This is a genomic window from Streptomyces sp. STR69 (genome assembly GCF_024519455.1).
Lineage (GTDB): Bacteria > Actinomycetota > Actinomycetes > Streptomycetales > Streptomycetaceae > Streptomyces.
On record NZ_JALJRY010000045.1, the window covers coordinates 1 to 12,705 of the forward strand.

Genomic DNA, 12,705 nt, shown 5'->3' on the forward strand with positions numbered 1-12,705 from the left:
CCAGACCCCCGCTTCGGCCTGAACGGCCTCGTCCTCAAACGCCGGACGGGCTGAAGAATCCAGCCCCTCCGGCGTTTGAGGAGCGGGGTCTGGGGCGGAGCCCCAAAACGATGGGACGGGTAGGGGCGGCGGGGGCGAAAAACCCGGTCCTCAGCCGAGCTTCGACTCCAGCTCCGCCACGATCTCGTTCACCCCGACCGCCGACTGCTCCCCGGACTCCATGTCCTTCAACTGCACTACCCCCTCGGCGAGATCCCGCTCACCGGCGACGATCGTGTAGCGAGCACCACTGCGGTTGGCGTTCTTCATGGCGCCCTTGAGCCCCTTGGCGCCGTAGGAGAAGTCGGCCGCGATGCCCAGCTTGCGCAGCTCCGTCACCTTGGCGAAGAGAACCCGGCGGGCCTCCTCACCGAGCGGGACCGCGAACACGCTGGTGGACGCGGGGAGCTGGAGTTCGACGCCCTCCGCCTCCAGGGCCAGGACCGTACGGTCGACGCCCAACGCCCAGCCCACGGAGGGCAGCGCGGGGCCGCCGATCATCTCGGAGAGGCCGTCGTAGCGACCGCCGCCGCCCACCGCGGACTGGGAGCCCAGGCCGTCGTGGACGAACTCGAAGGTCGTACGGGTGTAGTAGTCCAGGCCGCGGACCAGCTTCGGGTCGTCCTCGAAACCGACGCCCGCTGCCGTGATCAGCTCGCGGACCTCTTCGTGGTACGCCTTGCACGCGTCGCACAGGTAGTCGCGGAGCAGCGGGGCGTCCGTCAACTGCTTCTGGACGTCCGGGCGTTTGTCGTCGAGGACGCGGAGCGGGTTGATGTCCGCGCGGCGCAGGGTCTCCTCGTCGAGGTCCAGGCCCCGGAGGAAGTTCTGCAGCGCCTCCCGGTACACCGGACGGCACTCCTTGTCGCCCAGGCTGTTGAGGAGGATGCGGAAGTTCCTGAGGCCCAGGGAGCGGTACGCCTGGTCCGCCAGGATGATCAACTCGGCGTCCAGCGCCGGGTCCTCGGCACCGATCGCCTCGGCACCGACCTGGGAGAAGTGCCTGTAACGGCCCTTCTGGGGGCGCTCGTAACGGTAGTAGGAGCCCGAGTACCAGAGCTTGACCGGGAGGTTGCCCAGCTTGTGCAGGTTGGCCTCAAGTGCCGCGCGCAGCACGGACGCCGTGCCCTCGGGGCGGAGGGCGAGCTGGTCGCCGCCCTTGGTCTCGAAGGCGTACATCTCCTTGGTCACGATGTCGGTGGACTCACCGACACCGCGCGCGAACAGCTCGACGTTCTCGAAGCCGGGCGTCTCGATGTAGCCGTAGCCGGAGTTGCGCAGCGGGGTGGCGATGGCCTCGCGCACGGCGAGGTACTTGGCCGACTCCGGCGGAATCAGGTCGTACGTGCCCTTGGGGGCCTGAAAGGTGCTCACGGAAGTTCTCGTCACATTCCTCGTCGGGGAGCCTTCACGTCGGCTCCCTGGCCGGCGGCCACCTCCCGCAGATACGGGTTGGTGGCGCGCTCCTGGCCGATGGTCGTCTGGGGGCCGTGGCCGGACAGCACCACGGTCGAGTCGTCGAGCGGCAGGCACACACGGGCCAGCGAGTCGAGGATCTCGGCGTGGGAGCCGCCGGGCAGGTCGGTGCGTCCGATGGAGCCGGCGAAGAGCAGATCCCCGGAGAAGAACACGGAGGGAATCTCCGTGTTCTCGGGCATCCGGAACGTCACCGACCCCTTCGTATGGCCCGGCGCGTGCGCGACCGAGAACTCCAGTCCCGCCAGCTCCAGCCGCGCGCCGTCGGTCAGCTCCCTGACCTCGTCGGGCTCCCCCACGGTCAGCTCGCCCATCAGCGGCATCCCGATCGAGCGGCCGAGCGCCTTCTCGGGGTCGCTCATCATGAACCGGTCCTCGGGGTGGATCCAGGCCGGCACGTCGTGCGCGCCGCACACCGGGACGACCGAGGCCACATGGTCGATGTGGCCATGGGTGAGGACGACCGCGACGGGCTTGAGCCGATGCTTCCTGAGCGCTTCCTCGACTCCCTCGGCGGCCTGATGGCCCGGGTCGATGATCACGCACTCCTCACCGGCGGCGGGGGCGACGAGATAACAGTTCGTCCCCCAGGCCCCGGCGGGGAACCCGGCAATGAGCACGATCGTCCTTCGTTGTGTCGATACGGGTGGGGATAAGGATCCCTGCGTCAGTGGTCAGAGCCTACCGGCGCTGCCGAATCCTCAGCGAACCCATATACGGTACGGGACACACGCAGGCGGTCGGCTCACAAGACGCACGCGTCCCAGTCGACGTACGAGACGCATGAGGAGAGAATCCGGTGGTCACCCAGGAACAGCGGAAGCGGCAGCTCGCGCGGGAGAAGTTCTTGCGGCAGCAGCAGCGGCGCACGGCCGCTCGGCGCAAGGCGCGGGCGCGCAACTCGGTGATCGCGTCGGTGCTCGGCGTGATCGTGATCGGCAGTGTGCTGCTGTACACGACCGGGGTCATGAAGGACGACGACAAGTCCAACGCGAGCGCGGACGTGACGCCCAGCGCCTCGGCGACGAGCAAGGCGCCGGACCCGTGCGCGAAACCGGCCGCGGGCAAGATCAAGACGCTGAGCTGGAAGAAGGAGCCGGCGATGACGATCGACACGTCGGCCAAGTACACGATGAAGCTGGCGACGACCTGCGGCGACATCGACATCGCGCTGAAGACGAAGGCCGCGCCGCACACGGTGAACTCGTTCGACTTCCTTGCCGCCAAGGGCTACTTCGACCACACGAAGTGCCACCGGCTCACCACCAGCAACATCTACGTGCTGCAGTGCGGCGACCCGACGGGCGCCGGCAGCGGCGGTCCCGGCTACACGATCCCGGACGAGAACCTGAAGGACACCAGCCTCAAGGGCGGGTCGTATCCGGCGGGCACGGTGGCGATGGCCAACACCGGTCAGAAGCACACCGGCGGCAGCCAGTTCTTCCTCGTCTTCAAGGCCAGTCCGCTCCCGGCGAGCTACACCCCGTTCGGTACCATCTCGGCCTCCGGGATGAAGGTGCTGAACAAGATCGCGGCGGCCGGTGAGAGCACGGGGCAGGGCGACGGCGCACCGAACGCGACCGTCGTGATCAACAAGGCGACGGTCACCAAATCCTGACCGTCAACAGCGAAACTTCGGTCGCGCGGGATGCGGACAGGCAACCCGCCGGTCGCCTATGTTGGCCGTGACGAAACTGTGGACGATGCCCGGGGGCACAGAGGCCCTGTGCAGGCATCATGTGGAGGAGGCGCTGTGAGCAGCGACCCGTGGGGACGCGTCGACGAGACGGGGACCGTGTACGTGCGTACGGCCGACGGCGAGCAGGTCGTCGGTTCCTGGCAGGCCGGCTCCCCTGACGAGGCGCTGGCTTACTTCGAACGCAAGTATGAGGGCCTGGTTGTCGAGATCGGCCTCCTCGAAAAGCGCGTGAAGACCACCGACCTGTCGGCGAAGGACGCGCAGGCCGCCGTCGACCATCTGCGCGAGCAGGTCGACGCCCACCACGCGGTCGGCGATCTCGCCGCGCTGCGGGTCCGGCTCGACAAGCTCGTGGAGACCGTCGAGGCGCGCCGCGAGGAGCGCAAGCAGCAGCGCGCCAAGCAGTCCGACGAGGCCAGGCACTCCAAGGAGGCGCTGGTCGTCGAGGCGGAGGAGCTGGCGCAGTCCGACCAGTGGCGGGCCGCCGGTGAGCGGCTGCGCGCCCTGGTGGACACCTGGAAGGGTCTGCCGCGCCTGGACCGCAAGTCGGACGACGAGCTGTGGCACCGCTTCTCGCACGCCCGGTCGGCCTTCTCCAAGCGCCGCAAGGCGCACTTCGCGTCGCTGGACGCGCAGCGCGAGGAGGCCCGCAAGACCAAGGAGAAGCTGGTCGCCGAGGCCGAGGGTCTGTCGGCCTCGACGGACTGGGGTCCCACGGCCGCTCGGTACCGCGAGCTGATGTCCGACTGGAAGGCGGCGGGCCGCGCACAGCGCGAGCACGAGGACGATCTGTGGAACCGCTTCCGCGGCGCCCAGGACGTCTTCTTCGCCGCCCGCAGCTCGGTCTTCGCCGAGCGGGACGCCGAGCAGACGGAGAACCTGAAGCTCAAGGAGGAGCTCGCCGAGGAGGCCGAGAAGCTGCTGCCGATCGGCGACCTCAAGGCCGCCCGCGCGGCCTTCCGCTCGATCAACGAGCGCTGGGAGGCCATCGGCCATGTGCCGCGTGACTCCCGCCCGAAGGTCGAGGGCCGGATGCACACGGTCGAGCGGGCCCTCCAGGACTCCGAGGAGACCGAGTGGCGCCGGACGAACCCGGAGGCACGCGCGCGTGCCGAGGGTCTGACCGGTCAGCTCCAGGCGGCGGTGGACAAGCTCAGGGGCCAGATCGAGCAGGCGCGGACCCAGGGCAACAACTCCCGGGCCGACAAACTGGAACGCGAGTTGGAGGGCCGTCAGGCCCTGCTGGACCAGGCGCTGAAGGGCCTCCAGGAGTTCGGCGGCTGACAACACGATGTCGTAGGCATGAGGAAGGGGCTCCCGTACATCGCGTACGGGAGCCCCTTCCGCGTATGCGCTACGACTTGTTGCGCGCCGACGTCACGCGGTAGACGTCGTAGACGCCCTCCACTCCCCTGACCGCCTTCAGGACGTGGCCCAGGTGCTTGGGGTCGCCCATCTCGAAGGTGAAGCGGGAGGTGGCGACGCGGTCGCGGGAGGTCTGGACGGCCGCGGACAGGATGTTGACGTGCTGGTCGGACAGGACGCGGGTGACGTCCGAGAGGAGCCGGGAGCGGTCCAGGGCCTCCACCTGGATGGCGACCAGGAAGACCGAGGACTGGGTGGGCGCCCACTCGACTTCCAGGATGCGCTCGGGTTCGCGGGACAGTGACTCCACGTTGACGCAGTCACTGCGGTGAACCGATACGCCGCTACCCCGGGTGACGAAACCGATGATGGGGTCGCCGGGAACGGGCGTGCAGCAGCGGGCCAGTTTGACCCACACGTCGTCGACGCCCTTGACGACGACACCCGGGTCGGCGTTCGTCCGCCGCTTGCGGCCGCGGCCGTGCGCCGGCGGCACGCTCTCGTCGATCTCCTCGGTGGCCGCCTCCTCGCCGCCGAGCGCCTGCACCAGCTTCTGCACGACGTTCTGCGCGGCGACGTGGCCCTCGCCGATCGCCGCGTACAGCGAGGAGATGTCGGGGTAGCGCATCTCGTGCGCGAGCGTGACCAGGGAGTCGCCGGTCAGGATGCGCTGGATCGGCAGGTTCTGTTTGCGCATCGCGCGGGCGATGGCGTCCTTGCCCTGCTCGATCGCCTCGTCCCGGCGCTCCTTGGAGAACCAGGCTCTGATCTTGTTGCGGGCGCGCGGCGACTTGACGAAGCCGAGCCAGTCGCGGGAGGGGCCGGCGCCGGGCGCCTTGGAGGTGAAGACCTCCACCAGGTCGCCGTTGTCCAGGGTGGATTCGAGCGGTACGAGCCGCCCGTTGACCCGTGCTCCTATGGTCCGGTGGCCGACCTCGGTGTGCACCGCGTACGAGAAGTCCACGGGAGTCGCGCCGGCGGGCAGCGCTATCACGTCGCCCTTGGGCGTGAAGACGAAGACCTCGTTGCGGGACAGGTCGAAGCGCAGGGACTCCAGGAACTCGCCCGGGTCCTCGGTCTCCTTCTGCCAGTCGAGCAACTGGCGCAGCCACGCCATGTCGTTGAGGTGGTCGTCCTTGCCGGTGGTCCGGGGCGCGTCCGAGCGCACCTTGGAGGTGCCGGCGACGGCCTCCTGCTTGTACTTCCAGTGCGCGGCGATGCCGTACTCGGCGCGGCGGTGCATGTCGAAGGTGCGGATCTGGAGCTCGACAGGCTTGCCGTTGGGGCCGATCACCGTCGTGTGCAGCGACTGGTACATGTTGAACTTGGGCATCGCGATGTAGTCCTTGAACCGGCCGGGGACCGGGTTCCATCGCGCGTGCACGGTGCCGAGGGCCGCGTAGCAGTCGCGGACGGTGTCCACGAGGACGCGGATGCCCACCAGGTCGTAGATCTCCGCGAAGTCGCGACCGCGGACGATCATCTTCTGGTAGACGCTGTAGTAGTGCTTCGGGCGGCCGGTGACGGTCGCCTTGATGCGGGCGGCGCGCAGGTCGGTCTGGACCTCGTCGGTCACTATGGCCAGGTACTCGTCACGCTTCGGTGCCCGCTCGGCCACCAGCCGGACGATCTCGTCGTACATCTTGGGGTAGAGGATCGCGAAGGCGAGGTCCTCCAGTTCCCACTTGATGGTGTTCATGCCCAGGCGGTGGGCGAGCGGCGCGTAGATCTCCAGGGTCTCGCGCGCCTTCTTCTCCTGCTTCTCGCGCTTGAGGTAGCGCATGGTGCGCATGTTGTGCAGACGGTCGGCGAGCTTGATGACCAGGACGCGCGGGTCCTTGGCCATGGCGACGACCATCTTGCGCACGGTCTCGGCCTGCGCGGCCTCGCCGAACTTGACCTTGTCCAGCTTGGTGACGCCGTCGACGAGGAGGGCGACGGAGTCGCCGAAGTCGCGGCGGAGCTGGTCGAGGCCGTACTCGGTGTCCTCGACGGTGTCGTGCAGCAGGCCGGCCATCAGCGTCGCCGGGTCCATGCCCAGCTCGGCGAGGATCGTGGTGACGGCGAGCGGGTGCGTGATGTACGGGTCGCCGCTCTTGCGCTTCTGGCCGCGGTGCCAGCGCTCGGCGACCTGGTAGGCGCTCTCGACCTGACGGAGGGTGGCTGTCTCGATCTTCGGGTCGTTGCTGCGCACTATCCGCAGCAGGGGCTCCAGGACCGGGTTGTACGGGTTGGAGCGCTGGACGCCGAGGCGGGCCAGGCGGGCGCGGACGCGGTTGGAGGAGCCACCGCCGGTGCGGGCGGGCTGACCGGCGGTGGGCCGGGGCGCGGGGGCCGCCGCAGGGCGCTCGGGCTGGTCGGGCTTGGGGCGCGAGGGCTCGGCCGCCTTGTCGGCGGGCGCCGTCTGGGCGTGCTCCGCCGTCCCGCTCGGCTCGCTGGGCGCGGTCGTCGCGCCGGGCGCGGGCTCCGCCGCGGGGCCCGGGGTGGGCTCGGGCTTGGCGGCGGTCAGGGGCTGGGCCTCGTCTGCCAAGAGGACTCCTCGTGCGGGATCCGGGTCCCCCGGTCAGGCTCCGGAGTGCCCATGGTAGCGATCCCGGGCTCGGGGATCGCCTTCAGGCCGATGTGAGGGCCGTCTACCGGTGAAACACGAGGGACTGCCGCCGGCATTCCGATGGTGACGTGAGGGCGCCTTGAAGGTGTCCGGCAGCAGACAGCCCCGTGCCCCGGGGAGCACGGGAACGGCCGCCCCGGTGGTACCGGGGCGGCCGTTCTCGAAATCGCCGTAGGACGTGCTGTCGGCTTCAGACCACCAGCAGCGCTTCCAGCGGGGCGCCGTCCAGGGCCGGTTCCAGGCGGGCGCGGCCCGCGAGGAAGCCCAGTTCCATCAGGACCGCGAGGCCGGCGACCTGCGCGCCCGCCCGGCGGATCAGCTGGATCGAGGCCTCGGCCGTGCCGCCCGTGGCCAGGACGTCGTCCACGATCAGGATGCGGTCCTCGGCCGACAGGTCCTCGGCGTGCACCTCGATCTCGGCGGAGCCGTACTCCAGGTCGTACGCCTGGCTGAGGGTGGCTCCGGGGAGCTTGCCCGCCTTGCGTACGGGGATGAAGCCGACGCCCGCGCGGACGGCCACCGGAGCCCCGAGGATGAAGCCGCGGGCCTCCAGGCCGACGACCTTGGTGGCGCCGGTGCGCTCGACGACCTCGGCGAGCGCGTCCGTGAGGGCCGTGAACGCGGCCGGGTCCGCCAGGAGCGGGGTGATGTCCTTGAACATCACACCCGGCTCCGGGTAGTCGGCCACATCGCGGATACGGCTGAGCAGCAGCTCCTGGACGTCGGTCATCGGCGCTTCCCCGAGGGGCGGCCACGGCCGCGGTTGCGGGACGCCGGCTGCGTGCGCGGTCCTACGACGGCTGCCGCGTCCTCGTCGTCGTAGTCGTCGTCCGCGGGGTCGGTGACCTCGGGCTCGACCGGCTCGCCCTGCGCGGCGGCCTGGGCCCGCTTGGCGAGGACGCGCTTCTTGAGCGCCTTCATCTGCGGCTCGGCCTCCTTGAGGTCGGCGACGAGCGGCGTGGCGATGAAGATCGAGGAGTACGCACCGGCCGCGAGGCCGACGAACAGCGACAGCGAGATGTCGTTGAGGACACCCGCGCCGAGGAAACCGCCGCCGATGAACAGCAGGGCCGCGACCGGCAGCAGCGCGACGACCGTGGTGTTGATGGAACGCACCAGGGTGCCGTTGATGGAGCGGTTGGCGATGTCGCTGTAGGTCCAGCGGGTCTGCTTGGTGATGTCCTTGGTCTGCTCCTTGAGGCTGTCGAAGACGACGACCGTGTCGTAGAGCGAGTAACCGAGGATGGTCAGCAGACCGATCACCGTGCCGGGCGTGACCTCGAAGCCGACGAGGGCGTAGATGCCGATGGTGATGGTGATGTCGTGGATCAGGGCGACGAGCGCGGCCAGGGCCATGCGCCACTCGAAGGCGATCGCCAGGTAGATCACGACCAGCACCATGAAGATCGCCAGGCCCTCCCAGGCCTTGTTGGCGATCTGGTCACCCCAGCTGGGGCCGACCAGGTCGGCGGCGATGCTCTCGGAGCTGACGTTCAGGTCCTTCGACAGCTGCTTCTTGATGCTGTCGGACTTGTCCGTGTCGATGCCGGCGATCTGGATGCGCAGGCTGCCGTCACCGAGCTTCTGGACGACCGCGTCGTGACCGGAGGCGTCCTCGGCGTACTTCTCCGCCTGGCTCACCGAGGCGCTCATGCCCTTCGGCGTGGTGAAGGCGGCGCCGCCCTGGAACTCGATGCCCATGTTCAGGCCGCGCACCGTCAGGCCGAGGATGGCCGTGATGGTGATCAGGATCGAGATGCCGTACCAGATCTTGCGATTGCCGACGAAGTCGTAGCCGACCTCGCCACGGTGCAGCCGGGCGCCGAGGTTGCCGAGCTTCGACATCTCACGCCTCCTTCGGGTCGACAGGGCCCGCGGCAGAACCGGCGGGACGGCGGGTGCGGCGCAGCGGCGGCTTGGCACCCAGCGCCTTCGGGTCGATGCCGGACCACTTGTGGCCGCCCGCGAAGAACTTCCTGCGGGCAAGGATGGTCATCAGCGGCTTGGTGAAGAGGAAGACCACGACGACGTCGAGCACGGTGGTCAGACCGAGCGTGAACGCGAAGCCCTGGACCTTGCCGACGGTGACGATGAACAGCACCGCGGCGGCGAGGAACGACACGAAGTCGGAGACCAGGATGGTTCGCCGGGCACGGGGCCAGGCCCGCTCGACGGAGGGACGCAGCGAGCGGCCCTCGCGGATCTCGTCCCGGATGCGTTCGAAGAACACGATGAACGAGTCCGCGGTGATACCGATCGCGACGATCGCACCGCAGACGGCCGGCAGGTTCAGCGCGAAGCCGATGCCCGGGCCGAGCAGCGCCATGATCACGTAGGTGAGGATCGCGGAGACCAGCAGCGAGGGGATCGCGATGACCGACAGGCCGCGGTAGAAGATCAGCAGGTAGATGACGACCAGCGCGAGGCCGATCGCGCCCGCGATCAGACCGGCGTGCAGCTGCTCACCGCCGAGCGCCGCGGTCACCGTGGTGACGCTGTCCGTCTTGAAGGTCAGCGGCAGGGCGCCGTACGACAGCATGTTGGCGAGGCTCTGGGCCTCCTGCTGGGAGAAGCTGCCGGAGATCTCCGCGCTGCCGCCGGTAATCGACGAGCTGACGGAGGGGCTGGAGACGACCTGGCCGTCGAGGACGATGCCGAACTCGTTCTGCGGGGCGGTGTTCTTCGCCAGTTCACCGGTGACCTTGGCGAACTTGTCGCCGCCCTTGCCGGTGAAGTCCATGGTGACCTGCCAGCCGGCGGCGGTCGTCGTGTTCAGGACGGCCGCGGCCTTCTTGACGTCGGTGCCGTCGACCGCGGCGGGGCCGAGCACGTACTTGTACCAGACGCCGGAGACCTGGCCGCAGGCCACGGTCGCGTCGGTGGCCTTCGCATCCCTGCCCGCGGTGTTCTGGACCGACTTCTTGGAGCAGTCGAGCGCGGTGTACTGCGCCTCCAGCTTGGCCGCCGCCGCGCTGGCGGCGGCGCTGCTGGACGCCGACGGGGTGGCGCTGGCCGAGGCCGAGGCGCTTGCGCTCGCGGACGGGGTGGAGTCGGCCTTCAGCGCGTCGCTCGCCGCACGTCCCTGCGAGGTGGAGGAGGCCGACGGTGTCGCGGAGCCGGTCTTGGACGAGGAAGCCGTCGTCTTGGGGCTGGCCGAGCTCGACGGGCTGCTGGAAGCACTGCCGGACGCGCTCGGGGACGGGCTCGCCGCGGCGCCGACCGACGCCTCCGTGGCCAGGACCGGGCGGAAGTACAGCTTGGCCGTGGTACCGACCTGCTGCCGCGCCTGCTCCGAGTTCGTGCCCTTGGGGATGTTGACGATGATGTTCCTGGAGCCCTGCGTCTGGACCTCGGCCTCCGAGACACCAAGACCATTGACACGGCGGTTCATGATGTCGACCGCGGTGTCCATGTTGGCCTTGTTGATCGCGGATTCCTGGCCCTTCTCCGGGACGGCCCGGAGGGTGATGCTCGTGCCGCCGGCCAGGTCGATGCCGAGACGCGGAGTGGTGTGCCCGGATGCGAACATGCCACCGGTGAGCGCCACGATGGCGATCAGGATGAGGGCCAGCGAGCGCCCTGGCTTGCTCTGGGCGCTCGCGCTACGGCCCCTCTTAGGTGCTGCCACCTTCTCGTACTCCCTCTCGGGCCGCTCCGCGCCGGGTCAGCGCGCCTGCGGCCATGACATGGTGTCGGGATCCCGTGCGAGCGACGCACGTACCCGGGGTGCGCGGGGCGCGAGCGGGTCGCGCCGCGCTCCCGGGACGTGACTTACTTCGCGTCGGAGTCGCCGTCGGTCTTCTTCGGCTCTTCGTCCGTCTTGGCCTCGGCGGCCTCGGCCTGCTCCTCGGTGGCGTCGGCGGGCTCTTCGGCCGCGTCCTTCTTGCCGAGGTCGATGGGCTTGTCGTCGGAAGAGTCGGCGGCGGGCTCGTCGGTCTCGGTGAGGGAGGAAGCGTCGTCCGGGACGACGTCGGAGTCGTCCTTCAGGTCGTGCTCGATGCCGTGAACGATGCGGTTGTACTCGTCGTCGGTGAGGACGGCGCCGATCGCGTTCTTCGCGAAGAGGAGCTCGACACCGGGGCCGGCGTCGAGGAGAACCGTCTCCTCGTTGACCTCCTTGACCGTCGCGTACACGCCCCCGATCGTGCGGACGCCGGTGCCGGGCTGCATGTCATTACGCATCGACGCGGCCGCCTGCTGCTTGCGCTTGGCAGAGCGGGTCATCAGGAACATGGCCCCGATGAGCACGATGAACGGGAGGAGGGTCACGATATTCACGGGACGGAATTTCCTTCGCACGACCGCGGCGGTGAGCGGCCTGGTGGATGGGGGTGGTCGGCGCCGCCCACAAAGGCGGCATCGGCGGAGTCTAAGCGAGTCCACGCTGATGGAACAACGCACAGCATGGCACCGGGGTTCCTGACCCGGCCAGTGCCCCCGCCGTCACGCCCCGAACAGGTCCCCTTGTCCGTTTCCCCCGGTTGACGAGCGGGGCGGGGTGAGGCCGAGATGGGCCCACGCGGCAGGGGTGGCGACGCGTCCCCGGGGGGTACGGGCCAGCAGACCTTCGCGGACGAGGAAGGGTTCGGCGACCTCTTCGACGGTCTCGCGCTCCTCCCCCACGGCGACCGCGAGCGTGGACAGGCCGACCGGTCCGCCGCCGAACAGCTTGAGGAGCGCTTCGAGGACACCGCGGTCGAGCCGGTCGAGACCGCGGCCGTCGACCTCGTACACCTTGAGGGCCGCTCCGGCGATGTCCCGGGTGATGAAGCCGTCGGCCTTGACCTGCGCGTAGTCCCGGACGCGGCGCAGCAGCCGGTTGGCGATACGGGGGGTGCCGCGGGAGCGGCCGGCGATCTCGGCGGCGCCGGCGGGGTCGATCTCCACGTCGAGGAGGTTGGCCGAGCGGTGGATGACGCGCTCCAGCTCGGCGGGTTCGTAGAACTCCATGTGCGCGGTGAAGCCGAAGCGGTCGCGCAGCGGGGGCGGCAGCAGTCCCGCGCGCGTGGTGGCGCCGACCAGGGTGAACGGCGGCAGTTCGAGCGGGATCGCGGTGGCGCCGGGGCCCTTGCCGACGATGACGTCGACGCGGAAGTCCTCCATCGCCATGTAGAGCATCTCTTCGGCGGGCCTCGACATGCGGTGGATCTCGTCGAGGAAGAGGACCTCGCCCTCCTGGAGGGAGGAGAGGATCGCGGCGAGGTCGCCGGCGTGCTGGATGGCGGGGCCGCTGGTGATGCGGATGGGGGCGCCCATCTCGGCCGCGATGATCATCGAGAGGGTGGTCTTGCCGAGGCCGGGGGCGCCGGAGAGCAGCACGTGGTCGGCGGTGGCGCCACGCGCGCGTGCGGCGCGCAGGACCAGGTCGAGCTGTTCGCGGACCTTCTCCTGGCCGATGAACTCGCCCAGGTCCTTGGGGCGCAGGGCGGCCTCGACGGCCTGGTCCTCGCGGTCGGCGACCGAGCCCACCAGCCGCTCGGCGGCGGTCTCGTCGGTCGTGTCGTCCCAGTTCACT

The 12,705-nt window shown here is 69.5% G+C and carries 10 protein-coding genes; 2 read left to right on the forward strand and 8 right to left on the reverse strand.

What is annotated here, in order from left to right:
- Positions 1-150: 150 nt before the first annotated feature.
- Entirely contained in the window at positions 151-1,413 is a 1,263-nt protein-coding gene (gene hisS, locus OC490_RS45845) for a histidine--tRNA ligase (RefSeq protein ID WP_262064008.1), read from the reverse strand.
- An 11-nt stretch (positions 1,414-1,424) separates the two neighbouring features.
- The gene (locus OC490_RS45850; RefSeq protein WP_262064009.1) at positions 1,425-2,135 is read right to left on the reverse strand and encodes an MBL fold metallo-hydrolase; all 711 of its coding nucleotides are present in this window, start codon (positions 2,133-2,135) and stop codon (positions 1,425-1,427) included.
- Between the two features lie 179 nt (positions 2,136-2,314).
- On the opposite strand from OC490_RS45850, the gene OC490_RS45855 reads away from it, so the two are divergent.
- Together OC490_RS45855 and OC490_RS45860 are read left to right on the forward strand one after the other, a co-directional pair.
- Positions 2,315-3,133 (forward strand): peptidylprolyl isomerase, encoded by an 819-nt coding sequence (locus tag OC490_RS45855; protein ID WP_262064010.1) that lies wholly within the window; start codon positions 2,315-2,317, stop codon positions 3,131-3,133.
- 135 nt (positions 3,134-3,268) lie between these two features.
- Positions 3,269-4,498, forward strand: a complete 1,230-nt coding sequence (locus OC490_RS45860) for a DUF349 domain-containing protein (protein WP_262064011.1) — start codon at positions 3,269-3,271, stop codon at positions 4,496-4,498.
- Positions 4,499-4,568: 70 nt separating this feature from the next.
- On the opposite strand, the gene OC490_RS45865 is transcribed toward OC490_RS45860, so the two are convergent.
- From OC490_RS45865 to ruvB, 6 genes are all read right to left on the reverse strand, one after another.
- Positions 4,569-7,109, reverse strand: a complete 2,541-nt coding sequence (locus OC490_RS45865; RefSeq protein WP_262064012.1) for a RelA/SpoT family protein — start codon at positions 7,107-7,109, stop codon at positions 4,569-4,571.
- A 271-nt stretch (positions 7,110-7,380) separates the two neighbouring features.
- Positions 7,381-7,920, reverse strand: coding sequence for an adenine phosphoribosyltransferase (locus tag OC490_RS45870; protein ID WP_262064013.1), 540 nt, complete (start codon positions 7,918-7,920; stop codon positions 7,381-7,383).
- Complete coding sequence (secF, locus tag OC490_RS45875) at positions 7,917-9,035, reverse strand: protein translocase subunit SecF (protein ID WP_262064014.1); 1,119 nt, start codon at positions 9,033-9,035, stop codon at positions 7,917-7,919. The genes OC490_RS45870 and secF overlap by 4 nt, the downstream gene beginning before the upstream one ends.
- Before the next feature lies 1 nt (position 9,036).
- Positions 9,037-10,818, reverse strand: coding sequence for a protein translocase subunit SecD (gene secD / locus OC490_RS45880; protein WP_262064015.1), 1,782 nt, complete (start codon positions 10,816-10,818; stop codon positions 9,037-9,039).
- 143 nt (positions 10,819-10,961) lie between these two features.
- Positions 10,962-11,468, reverse strand: coding sequence for a preprotein translocase subunit YajC (yajC, locus tag OC490_RS45885; protein ID WP_262064016.1), 507 nt, complete (start codon positions 11,466-11,468; stop codon positions 10,962-10,964).
- Between the two features lie 165 nt (positions 11,469-11,633).
- A complete protein-coding gene (gene ruvB / locus OC490_RS45890) occupies positions 11,634-12,704 on the reverse strand; it encodes a Holliday junction branch migration DNA helicase RuvB (protein ID WP_093624529.1) in 1,071 nt (356 codons plus the stop codon).
- Position 12,705 lies beyond the last annotated feature (1 nt).